Annotated in this window: 19 protein-coding genes and 1 riboswitch; of the genes, 8 read left to right on the top strand and 11 right to left on the bottom strand. The window is 50.9% G+C overall.

What is annotated here, in order from left to right; translation table 11 throughout:
* Nucleotides 1–87: 87 nt before the first annotated feature.
* The 4 genes from prsR to ACMYR3_RS02190 all read right to left on the bottom strand — a co-directional run bounded on the left by prsR (nt 88) and on the right by ACMYR3_RS02190 (nt 6,690).
* The gene (gene prsR / locus ACMYR3_RS02205; RefSeq protein ID WP_424194100.1) at nt 88–1,446 is read right to left on the bottom strand and encodes a PEP-CTERM-box response regulator transcription factor; all 1,359 of its coding nucleotides are present in this window, start codon (nt 1,444–1,446) and stop codon (nt 88–90) included.
* A 12-nt stretch (nt 1,447–1,458) separates the two neighbouring features.
* On the bottom strand, nt 1,459–3,603 hold the full coding sequence (prsK, locus tag ACMYR3_RS02200; RefSeq protein ID WP_424194098.1) for an XrtA/PEP-CTERM system histidine kinase PrsK: 2,145 nt from the start codon (nt 3,601–3,603) through the stop codon (nt 1,459–1,461).
* Between the two features lie 116 nt (nt 3,604–3,719).
* The gene (locus ACMYR3_RS02195) at nt 3,720–5,000 is read right to left on the bottom strand and encodes a pyridoxal-dependent decarboxylase, exosortase A system-associated (protein ID WP_424194096.1); all 1,281 of its coding nucleotides are present in this window, start codon (nt 4,998–5,000) and stop codon (nt 3,720–3,722) included.
* 61 nt (nt 5,001–5,061) lie between these two features.
* The gene (locus ACMYR3_RS02190; RefSeq protein WP_424194094.1) at nt 5,062–6,690 is read right to left on the bottom strand and encodes an acyl-CoA ligase (AMP-forming), exosortase A system-associated; all 1,629 of its coding nucleotides are present in this window, start codon (nt 6,688–6,690) and stop codon (nt 5,062–5,064) included.
* Nucleotides 6,691–6,836: 146 nt separating this feature from the next.
* Here ACMYR3_RS02190 and ACMYR3_RS02185 point away from each other — a divergent pair, with 146 nt between their 5' ends.
* Both ACMYR3_RS02185 and ACMYR3_RS02180 read left to right on the top strand, forming a co-directional pair.
* Nucleotides 6,837–7,091: an acyl carrier protein gene (locus ACMYR3_RS02185; RefSeq protein ID WP_424194092.1), complete on the top strand. Its 255-nt coding sequence runs from the start codon at nt 6,837–6,839 to the stop codon at nt 7,089–7,091.
* A gap of 199 nt (nt 7,092–7,290) precedes the next feature.
* Nucleotides 7,291–9,909 carry a sensor domain-containing protein gene (locus ACMYR3_RS02180; RefSeq protein ID WP_424194090.1) on the top strand — a complete coding sequence of 873 codons (2,619 nt, stop codon included), beginning with the start codon at nt 7,291–7,293 and terminating at the stop codon, nt 9,907–9,909.
* 139 nt (nt 9,910–10,048) lie between these two features.
* On the opposite strand, the gene metF is transcribed toward ACMYR3_RS02180, so the two are convergent.
* The 5 genes from metF to metK all read right to left on the bottom strand — a co-directional run bounded on the left by metF (nt 10,049) and on the right by metK (nt 15,448).
* Nucleotides 10,049–10,909, bottom strand: coding sequence for a methylenetetrahydrofolate reductase [NAD(P)H] (gene metF, locus ACMYR3_RS02175; RefSeq protein WP_424194088.1), 861 nt, complete (start codon nt 10,907–10,909; stop codon nt 10,049–10,051).
* 81 nt (nt 10,910–10,990) lie between these two features.
* Entirely contained in the window at nt 10,991–11,335 is a 345-nt protein-coding gene (locus ACMYR3_RS02170; RefSeq protein WP_424194086.1) for a phage holin family protein, read from the bottom strand.
* A gap of 248 nt (nt 11,336–11,583) precedes the next feature.
* Nucleotides 11,584–13,005 carry an adenosylhomocysteinase gene (ahcY, locus tag ACMYR3_RS02165; protein WP_424194084.1) on the bottom strand — a complete coding sequence of 474 codons (1,422 nt, stop codon included), beginning with the start codon at nt 13,003–13,005 and terminating at the stop codon, nt 11,584–11,586.
* A gap of 24 nt (nt 13,006–13,029) precedes the next feature.
* Nucleotides 13,030–13,131, bottom strand: a riboswitch (S-adenosyl-L-homocysteine riboswitch).
* 108 nt (nt 13,132–13,239) lie between these two features.
* Nucleotides 13,240–14,139 carry a lipid A hydroxylase LpxO gene (gene lpxO / locus ACMYR3_RS02160; protein WP_424194082.1) on the bottom strand — a complete coding sequence of 300 codons (900 nt, stop codon included), beginning with the start codon at nt 14,137–14,139 and terminating at the stop codon, nt 13,240–13,242.
* Between the two features lie 142 nt (nt 14,140–14,281).
* A complete protein-coding gene (metK, locus tag ACMYR3_RS02155) occupies nt 14,282–15,448 on the bottom strand; it encodes a methionine adenosyltransferase (protein ID WP_424194080.1) in 1,167 nt (388 codons plus the stop codon).
* A gap of 257 nt (nt 15,449–15,705) precedes the next feature.
* Between metK and ACMYR3_RS02150 the strand changes: the two genes are divergently transcribed.
* From ACMYR3_RS02150 to ACMYR3_RS02130, 5 genes are all read left to right on the top strand, one after another.
* A complete protein-coding gene (locus ACMYR3_RS02150) occupies nt 15,706–16,539 on the top strand; it encodes a lysophospholipid acyltransferase family protein (RefSeq protein ID WP_424194079.1) in 834 nt (277 codons plus the stop codon).
* A 64-nt stretch (nt 16,540–16,603) separates the two neighbouring features.
* Nucleotides 16,604–17,914 carry an O-antigen ligase family protein gene (locus ACMYR3_RS02145; protein ID WP_424194077.1) on the top strand — a complete coding sequence of 437 codons (1,311 nt, stop codon included), beginning with the start codon at nt 16,604–16,606 and terminating at the stop codon, nt 17,912–17,914.
* Nucleotides 17,911–19,014, top strand: coding sequence for a glycosyltransferase family 9 protein (locus ACMYR3_RS02140; RefSeq protein ID WP_424194075.1), 1,104 nt, complete (start codon nt 17,911–17,913; stop codon nt 19,012–19,014). Before ACMYR3_RS02145 ends, ACMYR3_RS02140 begins: the two co-directional genes overlap by 4 nt.
* Nucleotides 19,011–20,000, top strand: a complete 990-nt coding sequence (locus ACMYR3_RS02135) for a glycosyltransferase family 8 protein (protein ID WP_424194073.1) — start codon at nt 19,011–19,013, stop codon at nt 19,998–20,000. The genes ACMYR3_RS02140 and ACMYR3_RS02135 overlap by 4 nt, the downstream gene beginning before the upstream one ends.
* 8 nt (nt 20,001–20,008) lie before the next feature.
* Entirely contained in the window at nt 20,009–20,926 is a 918-nt protein-coding gene (locus tag ACMYR3_RS02130; RefSeq protein WP_424194072.1) for a lipid A biosynthesis lauroyl acyltransferase, read from the top strand.
* Nucleotides 20,927–20,944: 18 nt separating this feature from the next.
* On the opposite strand, the gene ACMYR3_RS02125 is transcribed toward ACMYR3_RS02130, so the two are convergent.
* Together ACMYR3_RS02125 and ACMYR3_RS02120 are read right to left on the bottom strand one after the other, a co-directional pair.
* Entirely contained in the window at nt 20,945–21,730 is a 786-nt protein-coding gene (locus tag ACMYR3_RS02125) for a sulfite exporter TauE/SafE family protein (protein WP_424194070.1), read from the bottom strand.
* 138 nt (nt 21,731–21,868) lie between these two features.
* Nucleotides 21,869–22,348, bottom strand: a complete 480-nt coding sequence (locus ACMYR3_RS02120) for a DUF995 domain-containing protein (RefSeq protein ID WP_424194068.1) — start codon at nt 22,346–22,348, stop codon at nt 21,869–21,871.
* Between the two features lie 308 nt (nt 22,349–22,656).
* Between ACMYR3_RS02120 and dapF the strand changes: the two genes are divergently transcribed.
* Nucleotides 22,657–23,508, top strand: a complete 852-nt coding sequence (gene dapF, locus ACMYR3_RS02115) for a diaminopimelate epimerase (RefSeq protein ID WP_424196311.1) — start codon at nt 22,657–22,659, stop codon at nt 23,506–23,508.
* Nucleotides 23,509–23,603 lie beyond the last annotated feature (95 nt).

Genomic DNA, 23,603 nt, shown 5'->3' with positions numbered 1-23,603 from the left:
TTAAATACACGCCAGGGGTATATATAAACAAAAAACTCACGTATCAGATGATTGATCGCCAGTTTCCCGTTGAATCGTTCAGATTAATTACTTGATACCAAAGCGATACATCAGATCGTAGAGCGTTGGACGGCTCACGCCGAGCATTTCGGAAGCGCGCACAATATTGTTTTCGGCCCGTGCCAAGGCGCTGCGCACGGCCTGCTCTTCGGCCTTGTCACGGACCTGACGCAAATTGAGGAATGGCAAGGCATCACCAGGCTGGGTGGGCAGATTCAAATCTTCGGCGGTGATCTTATGGCCATCGGCCATGATGATGGCGCGCTTGATACAGTTTTCCATCTCGCGCACATTACCGGGCCAGCGATAGGCTTCAATCGCACGCAGGGCATCTTCGGCAAAGATCAGCCCTTTACGACTCATCTGTTCGGCAATCCGAATCAACAAGGCTTTGCCAATCAGCACGGCGTCGCCTTCACGGTCCCTTAATGGTGGCAGATTGATGACCAGTTCGGACAAACGATAAAACAGATCTTCACGGAACTTGCCTTCGCCAATCTGATTCTTTAAATTTTGATGAGTCGCACACACAATCCGGATATCAACGGGAATCTCTTCACGTCCGCCAACCCGCTCAATCACGCGCTCCTGAATAAAGCGCAGGAACTTGGCTTGCAAGGCCAGAGGCAGATCACCGATTTCATCCAAAAAGAGTGTGCCGCCCTGCGCCATTTCAATCTTGCCTAGCGTCTGTTTGGCCGCACCGGTAAATGCGCCTTTTTCGTAGCCAAACAATTCGCTTTCAAGCAGGGTTTCAGGAATCGCGGCACAGTTGATGGCCACAAAGCGTTTGTTGCGACGCTCGGACAGATCATGAAAAGCTCGTGCCACCAATTCTTTACCGGTGCCGGACTCACCCAAAATCAAAGCGGTGGCATCCGTCTTGGCGGCACGCTCCACCATGCGACAGGCCTTGAGCATGGTGGGCGATGCGGTAATCAGGCCACCCAAAGCCAATGAAGGGCTGATCTTTTTACGCAGCTTGTCGTTTTCGCTTTGCAACTCATACAAGGCAAAGGCGCGGTCGACCACCAGATGCAACAAGTCGGCTTCAAAAGGTTTGGCAAAAAAATCATAAGCGCCCAATTGAATCGCCTTTAAAGCATTGGTGCGATCATTCTGGCCGGTCAGCACCACCACCTTGGTAGACGGTGCCAGACGCAAAATTTCTTCCAGCAGACGCAAGCCTTCATCAGGCCGATCAGGTTCGGGCGGCAAGCCCAAATCCATGGTCACTACGGGTGGTTCAAAACGACGAATATGGGCAATGGCCTCATCAAAATCACTGGCAAGCAGGGTGTCATATTTGGAGAACGACCATTTGAGCTGCTTTTGCAGTCCCGGGTCATCTTCTACAATCAACAGGGTAGGTTTTGATTCAGCCATAACAACTCATTTTCATGCCAATACGGGCAGGTAAATCCGAAAACACGAGCCTTGCCCGTGCGCACTTTCCACTTCAATCCGGCCACCCAAAAGCTGAACATATTCTTTGCTTTCGTAGGCACCCACACCCATGCCGTCGAGCTTGGTGGAATTGAAGGGTTTGAATAAACCACTGCGCATGAACTGTTCATCCATGCCAATACCGAAGTCTTGAATCGTAACCATTGCCAAATTATTTTCCTGGTCAAGCGTCACATTTATGGGTGAAAGTTGCTGGCTGGCTTCCATGGCATTTTGAATAATGTGACCTATTACACGTTCCAGCCGATCGGCATGGCCACGAATCATCATCTCGCGCTGCGCTGCCAGATTCACCTTGCCCTTGTAGTGCTTTTGCTTTTGCTGTACGACTTGTCTCACCAGATTGGTGATGGACAGCGTTTCAATGGATTGCATGTCTTCCATGCCACGCTTGAGCTGTTCAAGCAGACGCGTCATTTTGGTGACCGAATGCGATACCGTTTCGATCATATCGTCCTGAAACTCCGGATTACCCCGAAACTGAAAGGCATTGGCGCTCACCAAAGACAACTGGCTGACAATGTTTTTAAGATCGTGCACCACATAAGCCGACATCCGATTGAAGGCTTCAAACTCGCGCGCAATATTGAGCTGCTGATAGGCATTACGCAGCGCGATATAACTTGATGCCTGCTTGCCTACGGTCTTGAGCAGATCCGTCATTTCCCAGTTCAAGGGCTGGGTCGATTTGGCACGCGCCAGCACCAGAAAACCGAGCAGACCTTCCTGCTGCAAGAGCGGCACCACCAGCCACGCCTGCCTGTCCTGCTTGATCCATTCGGGCAACACCAGCAAGGGATAAGTGTCCTGATTTTTACGATACTCATCCAGATCAATAATCCAGCCGGTCTTTTGCAAAAAGCTGATCATGGGCGCCGCACTCGAAACGCGCCCCACCAGGGTAGCCATATTGGCTTCGGCCAAACGGTTATAGGTATGGTCTTCACCCACCACCCACAGGCCGCCTGCCGGGCTATCCACCAGATCACAAATGGCCAGCACTACTCGGCGTGGCACATCTTTCAGATCATTACCGGCGGACAAGGAGCTGGTAAAGGTCAGCCATTCTTCACGGTAGTCATAAATCGAAGAAAAGAAATGCTTATTGAGCAAGACCCGCAAGCGCGCCCTAAATGTGACGGATAAAGACACCAGTGCCAAAAACAGCACGGCCGCAAACAGCAGCACAATCTGGATCAACACACCACGGCTACCACCCCAGTAGCGCGCGTAGTAACTCATCATCGACACACCAAGCAGATAGATCGCGACCACCACAAAGGTGGCAGAATGAAATGCCACCTGACGTGAGAAAGTCAGGTGACGCGTCCAGGATGACGAGCGCGCCACCGAGAGCAACAGAATTGGTGCCACCAGCGTATTGATATAACCACGGGCCTCGGCCAAATGTGGACTCGGCTCACCTCCCACCATGACATCGGCATAAAAGAACAGGTCATAGCCAAACAAGGCCACAATCGCCAGACACATGAACTTCAGACCCCAGCGATGTTCTTTGGGGACATTGCTATACACCTGCTCGGTCAATAACAGGCCTGTCACAGACAGCAGCAAGCCGGCCAAGGTAGCTGTACCACGTGCCGGTGTGGGACCGGCGGTTTCATCAAAAGCAATCATGAAAACGCACAAGATCACCAGCACAATCAAGGCGCCCTGCACTTTGCGCTTGGGATCAAAACGCCCCAACCAGGGATGCGGCGACAATTCGGAACGCGGAAAAATTTCAGTCAGAAAAAAGAACCAGCCCGATACCCGAATCAACTCTGCGCCCACAAATAATTTGGGGCTGGGCAAAAACAGGTCGAGCAACAGAATCGCCGACCAGATCGTCTGGCCGAGCAAAGCCATCACAAAGTAACGATAGACCTCGCTACGTTGTGGCGCTGTAGCTGCCAATACCGCCACGACCAGATAGGCCAGGCTGCAAACGGCATAACCCAAAAAATTGAGACTACCCATAGGGATAAAACGACAGAATGAAAAGGTGGACTTGCTGTCATGACGCCAAACCGGCGCGCCATTCACGGTATCCGCAAATGTAACCATGTATGACATTTGTTGCCGTGAGATAAGTCACGACGTCAGCACTCATCCTGCGACAACCGTCAGACAAACAAAAAAGCAGGCAACTGCCTGCTTTTTTTCGGTTCTACAATGGTTAAAACGACGGCTCAGAGCAGCAACTCAATGACCTGTGGGTGGCCAAGAAAAGCCTGCGGACTGGCCGTCGCGCCATAGGCACCCGATAAATAGATGGCGACCAGATCACCTACTTCGGCTTTAGGCAGGCGCATGCGATCGGCCAGTAAATCCAAAGGCGTGCATAGTGGGCCAACAATGGTGACGACTTCGCTTGTATCCACATCCAAGCTCTGCTGTATACGGTTAGCAATCACCACCGGATAGTTCTTGCGGATCACCTGGCCAAAATTACCCGAAGCAGACAGATGATGATGCAAACCGCCATTGGTCACCAAAAACACCTCACCGCGAGATACCTTTTTATCCAGCACCTTGCAAACATATAAACCTGCTTCGGCAACCAGGTAACGACCAAGCTCAATCTCCAGTTTGGCGAGTGGATGGCTGCTAGCGAGCCGATCGGCCAATTGCTGAAGATTGTCCCCAATGGGTGCCAAGTCAAGTGGCTTATCGCCAGGAAAATAAGGCACGCCAAAACCACCGCCAATATTAAGATGGCGTAATTGCGTTGCCAAGACTGCTGGCCCCTCAGCCATTAACCGCATGGCTAATTCATAGGATTTTTGCTGAGCTTCACAGATTGAATTGGCATTGAGATTTTGTGAGCCGGCATACAGATGAAAGCCCTCAAACTGCAAACCCAACTGCACCACTTCATGCAGTGTTGATACGATGGCCTCGGCATCCATACCAAATGGTTTGGCACCACCACCCATGCGCATGCCGGTGCTCTTCAGCTCGAAATCAGGATTAACACGCAATGCTACCCGCGCTGGCAAACCCAATGCCTGTGAAGCTCGCGCCAATATAGCCAATTCACGGCGCGACTCAACATTGATCAACACCTCTGCAGCCACGGCACGATGCAGCTCAGCCTCGCTCTTGCCCGGGCCAGCAAAACTGATTTGCCCAGGTTTGGCACCGGCATTGAGCGCAACAGTTAATTCACCACCTGAAGCAATATCAATCCCATCCACCAAGGGCACCATATGCTGCACCAAAGGTGCAAAAGGGTTGGCCTTGATTGCGTAATGCAGACCAACACTAGCCGGTAAAACCTGCCGCAAGCTGGCCACACGTTGATTGAGCACCTGACGATCATAAACATAAAAAGGTGTTTGACCTGCCAACTCGACAATCTGTGTCAATGGCCTATCAGCCACCATCAGACATTGATTCTCAATGGCAAACTGATCAAAGCGGGCATGTACAGGAATCGTCTTGCTGATGGTTGTGTTGGAGCTAGGCATAGAATTCACAGTACGATTTGTTTTGGTTTTTATTTGATTTTTAAATATATGTCGATGTGCTTCACAGAGATGGCTTATCTTCACCAGAGTCAGCCAAGGCCACTGTCAGTTGTTGCAATAATAATGATCGATCAATTTTGCCATTGGGATTACGTGGTAATGGCGTTGGTCGCAGATCAATCCGCGTCGGCTGCATGAATTGGGCGAGCGATGCTTTGAAATGCTGACGCAAGCCACTCAACAACACCGCTTCATCTTTAGGAACTGCATGCACCACCAAAGCAATGACCTGACCCAAGTGCTCATTGGGCAAACCGATCGCGGCCACCTCTTTGACGCCCTCAACCTGATAGGCCACTTCTTCCAGCTCGGTTGGACTGACGCGATAGCCAGAAGTCTTGATCATGTCATCAGCACGGCCTTCAAAATAGAGATAGCCCTCTTCATCAAAACGTGCCCGATCACCTGAAAATACCGCAATACGCGGCACAGCACGGCCAGCCTGCTGCCAATCGGCATCACCAGGCAAGGACTTAAAACGCTCGGCGGTCAAGGCCGGTGCATTCCAATAACCCATTGCCACATGTGGCCCCAATTGCACCAACTCACCCACTTCATTGGCAGCGCAAGCTGAACCATCTGGACGTAAAACCAATAATTCTGCATTCGGTATCGCCTTGCCAATCGAATCTGGACGCTTTTCAACCTGCTCGGGATCCAGATAACTGGCCCGAAATGCTTCGGTCAAACCATACATCAGAAATACCTTGGTTTTCGGTAATGCCAATTGCAATTTGGCCAGAATGGCACGAGGCATCTTGCCGCCGGTATTGGCGATATAACGCAAATGCTCGGTCACGCTTTCCGGCCAGGTTAAACCGGCCAACTGCACCCACAAGGGCGGCACTGCGGTTAAACCTGTAATTTCGGCCTGCACCAGACTTTTTAACAAATCTTGAGGAAATAAATAATTGATCAGTGCGACTGAGGCACCACTATAAAAGGCCGTGGTCAGTTGGCTAAATCCGGCATCAAACGATAAAGGCAACGCCGCCAACAATCGATCCGCAGCACGATTTTCCAAATAGCTGGCAACGCTTTGCGCTCCGGCAATCAGATTACGATGTGACAACATCACACCTTTGGGTTTGCCAGTGCTGCCTGACGTATAAAAAATGGCAGCCAGGTCCTGTTCGGTATGATTAACTGCATCGGCATTGGGTGATAACTCCTGCGCCATGTGCCAACCATAAGTTTCACGGCCAGCCGCATCATTTTCACAATATGAAAACTGATCCACCAACTGTACACGTAAACCGTCAAATGATTGAAATGTACTATCCAACAATTGCCAGCGTATCTGACTGGAAACCAGCAAACGAGCAGCACAATCACCCACAATATGCGCGACTTGTATCGGCTTCAATAAAGGATTCACCGGAACAAATACTGCCCCCAAAGTGCTGCAGGCGAAAGCGGCCACAACCATCTCAATACGCTTTTCAAGATAAATAGCTACACGATCGCCTCTTTTAATGCCAATTTTTCTAAAAATAGCACCACACAGTTTTACCTGCTGCCATAAAGTTGTGTAATTAGCCAAAACCTTGCCAGCCCCATCCAGAATGGCAGGCGCCTGAGGATTGAATTTGGCTTGATATGCAATCAGGTGATGTAGGGAGTGGTGCATCAGTCAAAAAGTAGTCAAATAGAAGCGACAGGGTTGGTAACAGCTGCTAGATTAACCGATAGAATGTGAAGCCCTGTAATTTGTCGTCATCACTTCTTCATAAAAGTATGGTGGCAATTTGGGCACATTGATGACAAGGCATTGAATTGAATACTGAAACAATTATAAAAAACATTCTCACCGAGACATTGTCGCTGGGAGAGCACCATCCGGCCCTGAATGCAGCATCCCCCTTGCTAGGTGCCATGCCAGAATTGGACTCGATGTCCATTGTGGCCGTTCTGACCGGCATTGAGGAGCATTTTGACATGACCATCCCCGATGATGAGATTGCCGCTACGCATTTTGAGACCTTAGGCACGCTGACACGCTGGATTGAGCATTTGCGCCGCGATCTATAACAGTGATGTCGAAGGTCTCGCGTCGGCCAATACCGTGGCTCATACGCTGAGGGAGTTGCAACTTTTTGCTTTTTTGGCAAATTAGTCTCGCTGACCCACTCCACAGGCGCGAATCCACATTTTTTTGTGGTTTTCTACCGCGCAATAATGCTGGTGCGCTGTCAATCTTACAAAAATTCAAGATTGAGATCGCGCCCAAGTGTTTAATAGCCCATTTCCACACACTGTTGATAATGATGATTCTGCCCAAGCGAATCACGAGCCCGGCTTTACCCAAAGACGATTAGGCGACTTTATCAGTGACATTCCCGAGGTTTTTTGGGTATTGTCACCGGACTTGACTCATGCCATGTACGTCAGTCCCTCGTTTGAAGCCATGTGGGGTTTACCACGCACTCAGTTCCTGGCCGAGCCCCATTGCCGTTTTGATGTGATTCACCCAGTCGACCGGCAACGAGTGATCGATGCGGTCACGCAGAAAATTCGCCTTGGTTTGTACGACGAAGAATATCGGATCATTCTCAATAATGGCGTGGAACGCCATATCCGTGATCGTGCCTTTGTGATGCGTGACGCCAATCAGAATGTGCTACGGATTGTCGGTATCAGCTCTGATATTTCGCGCCACAAACTCAGTCAGAAAAAAATTCAGCAAAGCCGGATTCGTTTTGAAAAAATTACGCAACACAGTGCCGACATTATTTTGATGACTGATCAAAAAGGCGTGGTGACCTATGCCAGCGAAGCCAACTCCAGAGTTCTCGGCTGGACGACCGAGCAGGTAATTGGTCAACCCCTGCTGCAATTTGCCCATCCTGATGATTTGCCACGCATGCAATCACAGGTGCATGCCCTGCTGGACACACCCGGCATGCGCATTGAAACCCAGTTTCAGATGCGCAATGCGCAAGGCGATTTTGTCTGGATGGAGGGCACCAGCTCCAATTTGTTTGATGTACCGGAAGTCAATGCGCTGGTCATCAATTGTCGCGACATCAGCGCCCGCAAACGCGCTGAAGAAGCCCTTGAAGCCATGAATGCAGCACTGGAGGGCAAGGTCAATGAACGAACCAAAACCCTGCACGAGGCATTGGCCGAACTGAAATTTCATAACAAGCGCCAGGAAGCCGTGCTGGAAGCGTTGCCCGATGCCTTGATCCTTTGCAATATCGATGGTGACTGTCTGTCCGTCAATGGCTCAAGCCATACCTTGTTGAAAAGTAAAAATCGGCTGGTCAATCGCAATATTCGTGAATTCGGTCTACCCGTGCCGGTCACCGAGAAAGCCTTGCAGACCATTGCCAAAGCCAGTGAAACGCGCCGTTTGCAAGTCTTTGAATATCACGTGGACTGGGGCAAGGAGCGCCGCTATTTTGAAGCGCGCATCAAGGCCACCAATAGCTCACGCAAAGCGCAGGAAATTGTGATTCTGCTGCGCGATGTGACGGCCAATCAGGAAAACCTGCATCGCGTTGAACGCATGGCCACACAGGATGGTTTGACCAAACTATTGAACCGCAAAGCCATCATCGAACGACTGATCGATGAAATTGAATATGCCCAGCAATCGGAACGACGGATTGCTGTACTGTATTTTGACCTGGATGGCTTTAAACCCATCAACGATGATCTCGGCCACGATGCCGGAGATTTGTTATTGCAAACCATCGCTTCACGTATCAAGGCCTTGTCGGATGAACGGCGCTTTGTCGGTCGCGTGGGCGGTGATGAATTTGTGGTCATCATGTCGGTACCACAGGATTCTGCCATCAGTGGTTTGGCTGCCGAGCTGGCACAACGCGTGATTCAATTAGTGTCCGAACCCGTACATGTGCGTGGCCGCTCCATCAAGGTCAGTGCCTCGGTAGGTATTGCGACCTATCCACGTGATGGCCTGGAAGCCGAACAACTCATCAAGCACGCTGATGCCGCGATGTATCAAGCCAAGGCATTGGGCAAAAAAACTTTTGTGTTCTTTAATCAGAATGCACGCAGCGTGACGCTTGATCGTCTCAATGTGGACAAGGAGTTCCGCAAACTGGTTGAAAACAATCGACTCAAACTCGCTTATCAGCCACAGATTGATGCCCGCAGTGGTCGTGTTGCCGCCATGGAAGCGCTGCTGCGCACCGACTCCTATGGCATGAGTGATACCGGTATCTTTTTTACGCCGGGTCGCTTTATTCCGCTGGCCGAGCAGTCGGGTGTGATTCATGAAGTGGGCCATTGGGTCTTGCACGAAACCTGCCGCCATATGGCGGCCCAGCGTGATGCCAAACATGGTAAGGAAAACAAGCTGGTTCCGATTGCCATCAATGTTTCCCCTTATCAATTGCATAAGGAAGACTTTGTGGCTGATATTGCCGCCACACTCAAGCAATACAAGATTCCACCGGACATGCTGATTCTGGAAATCACTGAGTCATCGTCGATTCCAGACCTGGAACTGGCTGAAGACATGTTTCATGCCTTGGGCCGACTGGGCGTCAAGATTGCACTGGATGACTTTGGCATGGGGCCATCGAGTTTTGTGTATTTACGCAATCTGCCGATTCATCAGATCAAGATCGACAAGTCGTTTGTGGCCAGTTGTGATAGCAATGAGCGTGACGGTGCCATTGCCAGCGGCCTGATCACGATTGCGCACAATCTCAATATCAAAGTGGTGGCCGAAGGCGTGGAAAACCATGCGCAAGCACACTTCTTGCGCAAGGTAGGTTGTGATTTGCTACAGGGTTATTTTTTCTCACAGCCCTTGCGAGAAGATCAGCTGGGTCAAGCCTTCAACGAGAATTATCTGGATTTATTGAAGCATTAAACAAAAAGCTGGCGACCCATGCTGTCGCCAGCTTTTCCGAGTTTTCGCTCACACCGGCATTGATTAACAATCAATGCAACTACTTGACCACTCACTCATCAAGCTGACTTGATAGTTGACGTGGACGTCAACTGAAAACTCACTGACTCTGCTGTTGCAAACGCTCCCAGATAATACTGCTTGGTCCGGCATTATTGAGCGTATAAAAATGCAAGCCCGGTGCACCTGCAGACAATAACTGGTCACACAAATCCGTCACCACATCCAGACCAAAGGCACGAATGGAAGCCAGATCATCGCCATAGCTCATCAAGCGCTGCTTGATCCAACGTGGGATATCCGCACCACACATATCGGAAAAACGCGCCAGCTGACTATGATTAGTGATGGGCATGATGCCCGGCACGATAGGAATATTGACACCCATCGCGGCCACTTCATCCACAAAACGAAAGTAAGCGTCGCTATTGAAAAAATACTGCGTGATGGCCGAGCTGGCGCCCGCCTTGGCTTTGCGCTCAAAATTTTTCAGATCATCCTGAGCACTTTTGGCCTGGGGATGAAACTCGGGATAACAGGCCACCTCAATATGAAACCAGTCGCCGGTTTCGGCACGAATGAATTCGACCAACTCATTGGCGTAACGCAACTCACCAACCCCACCGGAGATTCCCATGCCCGAAGGCAGATCACCGCGCAATGCAACGATACGTCGAATGCCCTGTGCCTGATATTGCTTGAGCAAGGCGCGAATATTGTCGCGGGTACTGCCCACACAGGACAGATGCGGCGCGGCCTCAATACCACTTTGCTGGATCTCGATCACGGTTTCCAGCGTGCGATCCTGCGTGGAACCACCGGCACCGAATGTCACCGAAAAAAAACGTGGCGCAAAACGCGCCAACGTAATGCGAGCATCACGCAACTTGGCTTTGCCTTCGTCGGTTTTAGGCGGGAAGAATTCAAAACTGATATTGCTGGAGCGTTGTTGAGTAGTCATAAAAATCGTCAATTTACTGAAAGCCAATTCTTTAGTATTTGATTATTTCAATCAAAATCAAAGCATGCTTTCAAGCAGAAATTATTCAGCACGGGGAATCAACAGGCTTAATACCCACGACACAATACTGTAGAGGATGGCGCCAATCACTGCGGTACCAAAGGTATCGACCTGAAAGCCCTGCAAAATGGAACCGGCCAGATAAAACAGCAGCCCATTGATGATCAGAATGAACAATCCCAGCGTGAGCAACGTCACCGGCAGCGTCAAAATCACCAGAATTGGTCGCAGCAACATATTGATAAGCCCAATGACGGCAGCCGCAATCATCGCCGCACCAAAACTGGCAACATGTACACCCGGTAAAAAATGAGCCACCGCCAACAAGGCCAAGGCATTTAACAACCAAACAAGAATCAGGCGCATTTCACTCTCCTGTTGAGTAAGCCAAACATCACAAAAAACCTCAAAAACAATCATACTCCTAAAGAGTACTATCAATAATAAGGTTATTAAGTGCGTATTTATTGATTCATTTTAAATACACCAAGGCAGTATAAAAATATTGAGTGACCATCCAGTCAGCAATGTTAAACCAGCCAGCTTACCGGGATCACTGCCCATGTCGGTTAATCGTCACCTCATAGGCAGTGTAATCGGTATCGGCAGCACGCTTAGTAACGGTAGCTGTCTTTCTTGTAGGGACCTTGAATGGGCACACCGATGTAGCTGGCTTGCTCAGGTGTCAGTACCGTCAGTTCCGCGCCCAGTTTGGACAATTGCAAACGTGCCACTTTTTCATCCAAATGTTTCGGCAGCACATACACTTTGCCTTTGTCATAGGCATCGTTATGACTCCACAACTCAATCTGTGCAATGGTCTGGTTGGCAAAGGAGGAGCTCATCACATAACTGGGATGACCGGTAGCACAACCCAGGTTAACCAGACGTCCCTTGGCCAGAAGGATGATGCGTTTGCCATCCGGGAAAATCACATGATCAACCTGGGGCTTGATTTCTTCCCATTCGTATTGCTCAAGCGAGGCGACATCGATCTCGTTGTCAAAGTGGCCGATATTGCAAACGATGGCCTGGTTTTTCATCTTGACCATATAGTCGTGGGTGATGACGTTGAAGTTACCGGTGGTGGTCACAAAAATGTCCGCCTTGTCAGCCGCGTAATCCATGGTCACCACGCGATAACCTTCCATCGCTGCCTGCAGGGCGTTGATCGGATCAATCTCGGTGACCCACACTTGCGCCGACAAAGCACGCAAGGCTTGTGCAGAACCCTTGCCCACATCACCATACCCGGCGACCACAGCGACCTTACCCGCAATCATCACATCGGTAGCACGCTTGATACCGTCAACCAGACTTTCACGGCAACCATACAGGTTGTCAAACTTGGACTTGGTGACAGAGTCATTGACATTGATGGCCGGGAAAGCCAGATCACCTCGTGCTGACATCTGATACAGACGCAATACACCCGTGGTGGTTTCTTCGGTCACGCCCTTGATTTCAGGCAAGCGCTTGGAATACCAGGTTGGGTCGACTGCCAGCTTGGCCTTGATGGCGTTGAACAAACAAATTTCTTCTTCACTGCCAGGCTTGGACAGAATGGCAATATCTTTTTCGGCACGGGTACCCAGATGCAGCAGCAAGGTGGCATCACCACCATCATCCAGAATCATATTGGTGTAACCACCATCCGGCCACTCAAAAATACGATGGGTGTAATCCCAGTATTCATCCAGCGTTTCACCTTTGTAGGCAAACACAGCAGTACCGGTTTCGGCAATGGCCGCAGCAGCATGATCTTGTGTTGAAAAAATATTGCAGGAAGCCCAACGCACTTGCGCACCCAAGGCCTGCAGAGTTTCAATCAACACGGCAGTTTGAATCGTCATGTGCAGGGAACCCGTAATACGTGCGCCCTTGAGCGGCTGGCTGGCAGCAAATTCGTCACGGATGGCTGTCAGGCCAGGCATTTCAGTTTCGGCAATACGAATCTCTTTGCGACCCCAGGCAGCAAGTGACAGGTCGGCAACATGAAAATCCTTGGATTCGGCAGATTTCAAAACGGCGCTCATCACGCCCTCCTTTCAATTAACAAGAGTTCGTGAGCGCAGTTAAAACTGGGACGGCAGCTATTCAAGATAGTGCCGGAAGAACTTTCCGAGCCTGGCAGGGATTCTGTCGCAGCGCTCCTCGGAAAACGGATTGATTATAACGGTGAAACCGGCCAGCCGTTCAATGTAAACCCATTTGAAAATAGCTATTTATGCCATAGGAGTTTTGACTACAGTAAAACAATGTATGACGGTTTACCAGAACACAATCAAGGCGATTACACCAGCTATCAGTAAAACTCGCGTCATTTGATAGGCCGTTTTATTCCATGCCTTGAAGCGACGGCGGTACTGCCCCATCACAAACGCCACGACAAACAGCTTATTGATAAACCCCGTTTTATCGCCGGTTTCATTGGGCGAACTGGCCGCCGCAATCAGATTACGCCCAAGCCAATGATTAATAGCCTGTGCCCAACGATATTTCATTGGCCGTTCAATATCGCAAAACAAAATGACCCGATCGGTCTGCGTACCGTTTTCGGCAAAATGGATAAAGGTTTCATCAAACATCACTGCCTGACCATCACGCCAGCTATAGGGCTCGCCATCGACATTGATAAAACAGCGATCATCATTGGGCGTAGCCAAACCCAGGTGGTAACGCAATGACCCGGCATAAGGATCACGGTGGGCATTGAGATGACTGCCCGGTGGCAGCTCAGCAAACATGGCCGCCTTGACACTTGGAATCGTCTTGAGAATTTCAACCGTCCTGGGGCACAAGGTAATCGCTGAAGGATGACTGTCGCCATACCATTTGAGATAAAAGCGCTTCCAGCCTTCTTTAAAAAAAGAGTTGAAGCCTGCATCGTTATTGGCATCAGCCGCACGAATCGCCTTGAGTTGAATCAGTGCCAAAGCTTCTTCACGAATCACCTGCCATTGTGAAGTCAGCTTTTCCAATTCAGGAAACTCGCTCATTGGCAAATAGGGTTGGTTGGGAACGCGTGAAAACCCATACATGAACAGATTAAGCGGCGCCATGAATCCGGAATGATCAACCATCTGCCGAAGCAATGGCATGCGCACCTTACCGCGAAAATGCACGATCAGGATCGACAACAAGAAAAAACCGAGGATGAACCACTTCATAAATATTTCCACTGATAGTCCGAACACCCTCATTGGGGTCAAGACGAGATCAAAAACAGGACTATACCTTTTTCAGCCAGCCACTATACAAAGCAATAAAAAAGGGCGCAAGCTGCGCCCTTGATGGAAGACAAGAAAAAGCCTAGAAACCGGCGGCCGCACGCAATGTCGCGGCCTTGTCGGTGGCTTCCCAGGTAAATTCGGGCTCCTCACGACCAAAGTGACCATACGCTGCGGTCTTGGTATAGATGGGACGCAATAAGTCGAGCATCTGCACAATCCCTTTAGGACGCAGATCAAAATGCGCCAGTACCAGTTCAGCCAGTTTTTCATCACTGACCTTACCAGTGCCAAAAGTAGTCACCATGACCGAAGTTGGCTTGGCCACACCAATCGCGTAACTGACCTGAATCTGGCATTTATCAGCCAGCCCTGCGGCCACAATATTTTTGGCGACATAGCGGCCAGCATAAGCAGCCGAGCGATCCACCTTGGTTGGGTCTTTACCGGAAAAAGCGCCACCACCATGCGGTGCCGCGCCACCATAAGTGTCCACAATGATCTTGCGACCAGTCAGGCCACAATCACCTTGCGGGCCGCCAATCACAAACTTGCCAGTCGGGTTGATGAAATACTTGATATCACCGCGCATCAATTCGCGCGGCATGACCGGCTTGATGATTTCTTCAATCACCGCATCCTTGATGGTGTGGTACTCCACATCAGGCGCATGCTGGGTTGACAACACCACCGTGTCGACAGCAACCGGCTTGCCATCTTCATAGCGCAAGGTGACTTGCGATTTGGCATCGGGGCGCAGCCAGGGCAGGCGACCATCACGGCGCAGTTCGGCCTGACGCTCCACCAGTCGATGTGCATAGTAAATGGCAGCCGGCATCAGCACAGGAGTTTCATTGCAGGCATAACCAAACATGAGGCCCTGATCACCCGCGCCTTGGTCGAGATCCAGTCCTTTGCCCTCATCGACGCCCTGGGCAATATCAGGACTTTGCTTATCATAAGCGACCAGCACCGCGCAACCCTTGAAATCAATGCCGTACTCGGTATTGTCATAGCCGATCCGCTTGATCGTCTCACGCGCCACATCAATGTAGTCAACATTGGCACGCGTGGTAATTTCACCGGCCAACACCACCAGACCGGTATTGCATAGCGTTTCGGCTGCTACCCGAGAGGTTGGGTCTTGAGCAAGAATGGCATCCAGAATCGCATCGGAAATCTGATCGGCGACCTTGTCAGGATGGCCTTCAGAAACGGATTCAGATGTAAAAAAATAATCGTTAGCCACTTTGAAACCCTTTGCAAAATAAGAAGTTAGCATGTCCCACGTTGCCAAACTCCGTTTGCAGATACTGCTTACAAAGTGGCGACGCTTTAGCTGGATTTGGACTGGCTTTTAGCCGTCACGCGCTCCGCAAGTTGTCACTTAACTCAGCGATGATGCGATTATATTACGCCAATTTCATTCTTGGCGCGGGCGCATCATGCCACTCACGCATGACAAACACATGACGTTAGCGTCGCAGACTCGCTTAAAATCGCGCCATGACTTTACTATTCAAATTATTGGCAAGCCTGCCCTTGTCACTATTGCAAAGCTGCGGAGCCCTGCTGGGTTGGTTGACTTACCTGCTTTCCCCGACCTATCGACAACGCATGAAAGACAATCTGGCGATTGCCGGATTGTCTGATCCCAATATTCTGCATGAAGCCATTGCTCAACAAGGCCGTATGGTCGGTGAAACACCGCATATCTGGCTGCGCACCAATCCTGAGCGAGTCCATGAACTGTGTGTCGAAGTGCATGGCTGGGAACATGTTGAGGCTTTGCAGGCGCAAGGCAAGGGGCTGATTTTTTTGACGCCGCATCTGGGCTGCTTTGAAATGACAGCGCAATACATTGCCACCAAAATGCCCATTACCGCGATGTATCGCCCACCGCGCAAAGATTGGCTCAAACCAATTGTGGCAGCATCGCGCGCCAGACCCAATATGACCATGGCCACGGCTGATCTGAAGGGGGTACGCACGCTGGCCAAAGCCCTCAAGCGTGGCGAAGCCGTTGGCATTGTCTGTGATCAGGCACCTTCTTCCGGCGAAGGCGTCTGGGCACCCTTTTTTGGCAAACCAGCCTATACCATCACCTTACCTAGCAAGCTGTATGAACTGGCTGGCAATGGCGCCATCGTGCCCATTTACGCCGAAAGACTCGCGCATGGCCAGGGTTATCGTTTACAGGTGGTGCCATTTACCGCCAATGAAGTCAATCCGGCTACCATCAACCAAGCCATGGAAAACTTGATCAGACGCTGTCCCGGTCAATACCTGTGGAGCTATAACCGCTTCAAGGTGCCACCAGGATCGTCAGACCCTGTTTGATTCAACTAAGCAAAATGCCTGGTTTACAATCCGTCAGCCATGAAAACCTGTTCCTGCCTCAGCAATGCATCGGCCTATTGATCCCATGAAAGCGCGTCATATGGGCAAGTGGACCTCGGTCGCCAGTTTTCTCTTTTCTGCCATCGCCTTAATTGTGCCCAGCGGCTATTCACTTGGCGCATTGCTTTTGGTAGTGGGGTCCATTGCCTGCCTATGGCTGCGACCTGCAGTCAAACTCAAACAAGAAGAGTATTGGCTTATCACCGTTCTGGTACTGTACTTTGTCGTCAACTGTGCCATCAATGCTTATCATCATGCCGAGATGCGCGAATATGATGAGCTACTGAGATTTGTGTTGGTCTTACCCGCCTTTGCCTTGTTGATGGCCTATCCACCCCAAGCCAACTATCTTTGGTCTGGCATCGCCATCGGTGCCATCGGCGCTGGCACTTTTGCAGGCTGGCAAAAAATTTATCAGCATCTGGATCGTGCCCACGGTACGACCAATGCCATCCAGTTTGGCAATATCAGTTTTTTACTGGCCATCCTTAGTCTGACTGCCATGACTTGGGCGATCAAACGGCAAAAAGGTCGTGCATGGCTGTGGCTGCTGTTGCTCGGCACGCTGATGGGGCTACTCGGATGGTTATTTACAGGCAGTCGTGGCAGCGGTATCAGTCTGCCAATCTGCTTATTGCTGTTTTATCTTGTCAGCCAGAAAACATTCAACAACGCTCACTTGTTAGCGACAGCTGTAGCGGTCATATTAGCACTGGGTGTTCTCAGCATGACACCCTTTTCGGCCGTGCTGGATCGTTCTTTCGAAGCCGTCACTGAAACCGAAGATTACCTGGATCAACACAACACCCATACCTCGATTGGCGCACGGATTGAGTTATTGCGTGCCGGAATAGAAATGCTACCCCAACACATCTGGCTTGGCTGGGGCCGAGCTGGGATGATGGCGCAAAAACAGCGCTTGATTGATCAAGGCAAGATTAGTCCCTTCACCCTGGAACATACTCATTTGCACAACGAATATCTGGATAGCCTGGTCAAAAGAGGGATACCGGGCTTAGCCATGCTATTGCTTCTGTATTTTTACCCTCTGTATTTTTTTGCGCGACAACTCCATGCAAACAGCCCTTCAGTACGTCCTTACGCACTGGCCGGGGCAATGTTGATGATCTGCTATATCGGCTTTGACCTGACCCAGGCATTTTTGACTCATAATATCGGCGTCATGTTTTTACTATTCATGCTGGCAATTTTCTGGAGTAAGCTGCGCGAACAACAACAGCTTGCCATGCAGCCGCTGACGCAACACAACAACCGCTGTCAAACCCAATTTGGTAGCTCACAACAAGATCAATGACCCAAGCTCTCATACCTCAGGACTTGCTCGCCAAGCCACAAAGTATTTTGTTCATCACCCACCTCGCCTTGGGTGACTTTACTTATCTGCAAAACTTTTTTGCCAGCTTTGCCAAAGCTTTTCCACACTTGCGCGTTCATCTGTGGATTGATGAAGTTCGACGCACCGGCGACCAATCCAAATGGCCCGGCCTGCAAAAATATTCGCTGTATGATTGGGCCGCGGCTTGTCCGTATTTCCGCAAGGTCTACACCCGCACCTACAGCCCGACGCTGTATCGCGAGTCCATTGAAGACGCGCAGGACGAACAATATGGCATCGTGGTTTCACTGGCTACTTTACGTCCCAATCAGTATGCCAATCTGGCTCGTGAGATCAGCCCCAAAGGCTTTGTGGTAGGCATGAAGAAGAAACCAGGCTTGCTGCAGTTCATGCATCATCTGGCTTACCGAAAACTGGATGCCACATTGCCAACCAGCTATCCCGAACTGCCGCCGGATCATCATATCAGCGATGTATATGCCGAATGGTTTAAACGGCTGTTTGGCTTGAACGTACCTTTTGAGGCGCGCCTGCCCTATGTCAACATTCCAGCCGAATGGATCAATTACGCCCATGAGCAATTCAAGCAATGGTGCTTTGATCCGGCACGCAGCAAAGTGGTATTCATCAACGCCTTTGCCAAGACCAAAAAACGTTGCTGGCCACTGGAGCGAGTCGGTGAGTTGATCAGTGCCATGCAAAAAGAAGCACGGTGGCGCGATGCGCAATTCATCATCAATGCCATGCCGCAAGATTTAGCTGCTGTACAAAAAATGCTGCAAGACTTCAAGCTGCAACATGCTGTGCCTTTTAGCGCGGTCGATAATTTCTTTCAGTTGCCCGCCGTGTTGAGTCAGTGTCATCTGATCATCTCGGTTGAAACCGCGGTAATGCATCTGGCCAATGCCGTGCATGTCCCTGTGATTGCCTTGATGCGCATGAAAAATCCTGAGTGGGCACCGATCGACAAAGCCAATAGCCAGGTGATTACCGCTTTAAATCGCAATGACTGGGTAGATGCCATACCGGTTGCCACTGTGATGAAATCATTGCCATGAACCAAGCCAACACCCATGCTTCGGTCAGCGATACCTTTCATATCGCATTTTGCGTCGATAACAATTACTTTCGGGCGATGGGGGCAACCATGGCCTCCATCGTCGCCAACAATCCCGAGCAGCACTTCACTTTTCATGTGCTCACCTTTGATGCCGCACCGGAGCATCAAGCCCGTCTGCAAGAGATGGCGCAACGCTTCAATGTCCATACAGCCCTACATATCCTGAAGGAATCCGACTTTTCCAAGTTCAATCACTTCATTCAGCACTCGCACTATTCCTTGTCCATCTTCACGCGACTGGTCATTCCCTCAGTGCTCAAAGGCATTGCCAAAAAAGTGTTGTATATGGATGCTGATATTCTCTGCGTAGGACGCATGGATGATCTGATCAGCTTTGATCTTGATGGTCATATCATTGCCGGTGTGCCTGACGCCCCGGTCACCACCCGCCGCCGCGTCAAGGCTTTGGAATTAAAAGATGGCCGTTACTTCAATGGTGGCGTGTTGCTGATTGATGTGGATCGTTGGGAAGCCGCAGACTGTACCGGGCAAACCTTGCAGGCCTTGCTGCAACATGGCGACAAAATGCGTTTCAACGATCAGGATGCACTCAATATCGTGTTTGATGGTCGTGCTGCATTTCTGGATATCAAATGGAATTATCTGTACGATCTGATTCATGATCTCAATATCAATCGTACCAGCATGCGTCAGGTGGGTGATGCTGCACTGATCCACTTTGCCGGCTCCGTCAAACCCTGGGCGGGCTGGAGTGACCATGCCGCCGTCAAGCTGTTCAATGAATATCTGCAAATCTCGCCGTGGTCAGACATGCCCCTTGATCTGCAGCCGCGCAACACCAAAGAGATGCGCATGCACTCCCGTTTTTTGCTGCGCCAGGGCAAACCGCTCAAAAGCCTGCTCTGGTATGTGCGCTATCTCAAACTGCGTTCGGCAAAAAAACGCCAAAGCGCTAAAGTTTGATGAGTACCATGTTTACCGCGCTGTTCACCTATCTGTTCATTGGTCTGCTCTGGCTGTTGCACTGGCTGCCCTTACCGGTTCTGGGCCGCCTTGGTTCCACCTTGGGTTGCCTGCTGTATTACGTGATTGGCCATCGTCGTCGTGTGGTACTGCGCAATCTGGAATTGTGCTTTCCAGATTGGCCACTCGAACAACGTCAAACCCTAGCCAAAGACCATTTCAAACAGTTTGGACGCAGCTTTCTGGAACGTGGTCTGCTCTGGTTTGCTTCTGAAGCAAGACTATTCAAACTGATTCAGGTGGAAGGGTTGGAACAGCTCGAAGCGGCGAGTGATCAGCCACAGATCTGGCTCTGCCCACACTTTTTGGCACTCGATGTCGCCGGACAGGTATTGAGTCGCCACAAAAAAGCCGTCTCCATTTACAGCGAGCAAAAGAATCAAGTATTCGATGCGCAACTCAAACGGGCCCGAGCTCGCTTCAATGCGCCCTTGCTGGTTTCACGCAACGACTCCATACGTCCGGTCATCAAGGCCATGCGTCAGGGCATGCCCTTGTTCCTGTTGCCCGATCTGGACCTGGGTACGCGTGATGCGGTCTTCGTCCCCTTCTTTGGCGTACCCGCGGCTACCGTAACAACCGTGGCTCGCCTTGCCAAAATGGCCAACGCCAAAGTGTTTCCGGTGATTGGCAGAGTCCTGCCCAATTACGCCGGTTATGCCGTCAAGGTTTATCCGGCATGGGAAGACTATCCCACCGATGATCTCACCGCCGACACACGCCGCATGAATGCCTTTATTGAAAAACGCGTGCTGGAAATGCCAGAACAGTATTACTGGGTGCACAAGCGCTTTAAAAATCGTCCGGCTGGTGAAGCCAATCTCTATGGCCGGGCTGATCAGGCACCGCCACTTGATCCGACTTAATCTTGATTGAGCCTTGGTTCAGCCCTGGGGCGGTGCCAGATACACCTTCCAGAAAAAATAGGCCACCATGCCATAAGAAAAGATCAGCACTGCAGTACGCACCCTGTCAGGATTGACCCGTTTAGCCAGGCGCGCACCAATAAACCCACCGAGTATGGCTCCCACACTCATCAGCAGGGCCTGCGGCCAGGCAATCACGCCTGCGATCACAAAAGGGATGATGGCAATGCCATTGGTGCAGGCACTCAAAAACGATTTCACACCGTTCATTTCATGCATATGGCTCATGCCAATCAGGGTCAGCAAAGCCAGCGTCGCAATCCCCTGTCCGGCACCAAAATAACCTGCGTAGATGGCAATGGCAAACTGCCCCAACAAGGCCCAGCGTGATAACACCACGGCAGCCTCGGCATGTCGAAAACGCCGCACCAATGATGGGCCTGCAGAAAACAGCACGGCGGCCAGCAGGATCAAAAATGGCACCATCCGATAAAACAGGGTTTCCGGTGTGGTCAGGAGCAGAATTGCACCAATCAGACTCCCCACAAAACTGACCAGTGCCAGCCGCACGACAATCTGGCGATGTGGCTTGATTTGCTGATAATAGCCACTGATGCTGCCAATGGTGCCCACACACATCGACAGATTGTTGGTGGCATTGGCCACAATCGGTGACAGCCCAGCCAAAACCAGCACCGGAAATGTCACCAGAGAGCCGCCACCGGCAATCGAGTTAACTGCACCGCCTAACATGGCAGCAGCAAAGAGTAGTAATAATCCAGAAATCGGCATCATCCAAGCCATTCACCCGCTACAGGCTGTGGCATTGCGTTGAATCTGCCACAGTAGCAGGGATGCAGCTGGCCGGCAAACGGCAAGTATTCGTGCATACCGCAATAGTTCAACAATGAGCCCAATGACCAGCCAGGCGGCGCTACCGTATCAATGCTTGATGTCCAGCCTGTACACGCGCTCGGTACCGGTCTTGTCTGACTTGGTGGCGTAATAGCCCAGTGATGTTTGATAGATATAACGACACCATTCCTCGGTATCGACCCGCTTCCAGTCAATCAGTACGCAGTACCGGCCATCTTCGGAGATATGCCACTTGCCTGGTGCCGTCGAGTTATAGCTCGCCCCATATGCACCGGTACTGCTGCGATTGTCAGAAGAAATGATGAACGTACCATCGGTATCATTGGTCCAGCGATTGGTGTTGCCACTGTTGGTGAGGCGGCTCATCTTGGCACCCGGCAACAGTTTTTGCAGATCTTCCAGGGACAGCTTTTGCGGATTTTTGTCCGCCAGATCACGAAACACCTTGGGTGCTTCGGCCACATCGGGCGCATCTTCCGCATGCAGCAATTGCAGCGCACCGAAAATGCCAACCAGTCCTACCAGATACTGAATGTTTTTTTTCATTTTGAACTCGCTAGAAAAATAAAGATTATCGCTACCTGCTACCGCCAACCATGAGGTAAGCATTGACCGAGTTATCTCTATTCTTATATCGGCCAATCAATCATAAACCGCTATTTCGTCGCCTTGCTACAGTTAAATCAATTTACATGGTTAATGGCGTATCGCAAGAAGCAGCGGTTGACTGACAAGAAGTATCCGCGCAGCATTTGACAGCAAGATGTCATAAAATACGAGCATCCTTGGCTGACCTGCTGCACAAGCAATCTGCGGCAGTGACCATGCCAATCACTTACCTGACGGTTTTCAAATTGAAACTTCAATTCACCAAAATGCAAGGCGCGGGCAACGACTTTATTGTGCTCGATGGGATTAACCAGACCGTTAACCTGACCCCTGCTCAATGGCAGGCGCTGGCTGATCGGCATTTTGGGATTGGTGCTGACCAGCTCCTGCTGGTTGAAAAACCCACCCGGCCTGATGTGGACTTTCGTTACCGCATCTTCAACCATGACGGTGGTGAGGTGGAGCATTGCGGCAACGGCGCACGTTGCTTTGTCAAGTTTGTGCGTGATCATGGCCTCACGGATAAAAAATCGGTGCGCGTGGAAATCCAGACCGGCGTGATCACACTCATCATGAATGACGATGGCCAAGTCACAGTCGATATGGGTCAACCCCGTTTTGAGCACACGGCACTCCCCTTTGACGCCAATGGTCTGCATGGTCAGCTTGATCATGATGACACGCTCTGGCCCATCCCCTTATATCGTCGCGTGGTGATGGTGTCGCTGGTATCGATGGGCAACCCGCACGCGGTTCAGGTAGTGCCCAATGTGGAGAATGCCGCCGTAGCGACCGACGGCCCGGCCATTGAAAGCCATGTGCGCTTTCCCAAACGTGTCAATGTCGGTTTTATGGAAATTGTCAGTCGCGACCACATCCGCCTGCGCGTGTATGAGCGTGGTGCCGGTGAAACCCTGGCCTGCGGCACCGGTGCCTGCGCCGCCGTGGTGGCTGGCATACGCCGTGGCCTGCTCAATAGTCGCGTGACAGTGGACACCCACGGTGGCCAGCTCACCATTGCCTGGGACGGCGGTGACGATACCGTCAAGCTGACCGGCCCGGCAATCACCGTGTTTGAAGGCAGCATCGACATTTGAAGGCACTCCGCCGATGCCAGCCACCAAGCGGCCAGGGGGTGCTGATAGTGTTGCTCAGCCAACCCTGATTAACAATAGATACACCCTATCTGTAT

Origin of the sequence: Ampullimonas aquatilis (assembly GCF_049675895.1) — a bacterium.
Taxonomy (GTDB): domain Bacteria; phylum Pseudomonadota; class Gammaproteobacteria; order Burkholderiales; family Burkholderiaceae_D; genus Ampullimonas; species Ampullimonas aquatilis.
Note: the sequence above shows the minus strand (reverse complement) of the source record. Positions and strands in the feature narration are given on the sequence as shown.

Bases quoted from the DNA above. Each gene is read 5' to 3' on its own strand.
- metF (WP_424194088.1), bottom strand. From the start codon at position 10,909: ATGACTACTCAACAACGCTCCAGCAATATCAGTTTTGAATTCTTCCCG.
- ACMYR3_RS02120 (WP_424194068.1), bottom strand. From the start codon at position 22,348: ATGAAAAAAAACATTCAGTATCTGGTAGGACTGGTTGGCATTTTCGGT.
- ACMYR3_RS02130 (WP_424194072.1), top strand. From the start codon at position 20,009: ATGTTTACCGCGCTGTTCACCTATCTGTTCATTGGTCTGCTCTGGCTG.
- ACMYR3_RS02190 (WP_424194094.1), bottom strand. From the start codon at position 6,690: ATGCACCACTCCCTACATCACCTGATTGCATATCAAGCCAAATTCAAT.
- ACMYR3_RS02125 (WP_424194070.1), bottom strand. From the start codon at position 21,730: ATGGCTTGGATGATGCCGATTTCTGGATTATTACTACTCTTTGCTGCT.
- ACMYR3_RS02150 (WP_424194079.1), top strand. From the start codon at position 15,706: ATGACTTTACTATTCAAATTATTGGCAAGCCTGCCCTTGTCACTATTG.
- ACMYR3_RS02170 (WP_424194086.1), bottom strand. From the start codon at position 11,335: ATGCGCCTGATTCTTGTTTGGTTGTTAAATGCCTTGGCCTTGTTGGCG.
- ACMYR3_RS02195 (WP_424194096.1), bottom strand. From the start codon at position 5,000: ATGCCTAGCTCCAACACAACCATCAGCAAGACGATTCCTGTACATGCC.
- ACMYR3_RS02140 (WP_424194075.1), top strand. From the start codon at position 17,911: ATGACCCAAGCTCTCATACCTCAGGACTTGCTCGCCAAGCCACAAAGT.
- ACMYR3_RS02145 (WP_424194077.1), top strand. From the start codon at position 16,604: ATGCATCGGCCTATTGATCCCATGAAAGCGCGTCATATGGGCAAGTGG.
- lpxO (WP_424194082.1), bottom strand. From the start codon at position 14,139: ATGAAGTGGTTCATCCTCGGTTTTTTCTTGTTGTCGATCCTGATCGTG.
- prsR (WP_424194100.1), bottom strand. From the start codon at position 1,446: ATGGCTGAATCAAAACCTACCCTGTTGATTGTAGAAGATGACCCGGGA.
- ACMYR3_RS02135 (WP_424194073.1), top strand. From the start codon at position 19,011: ATGAACCAAGCCAACACCCATGCTTCGGTCAGCGATACCTTTCATATC.
- prsK (WP_424194098.1), bottom strand. From the start codon at position 3,603: ATGTCATACATGGTTACATTTGCGGATACCGTGAATGGCGCGCCGGTT.
- ahcY (WP_424194084.1), bottom strand. From the start codon at position 13,005: ATGAGCGCCGTTTTGAAATCTGCCGAATCCAAGGATTTTCATGTTGCC.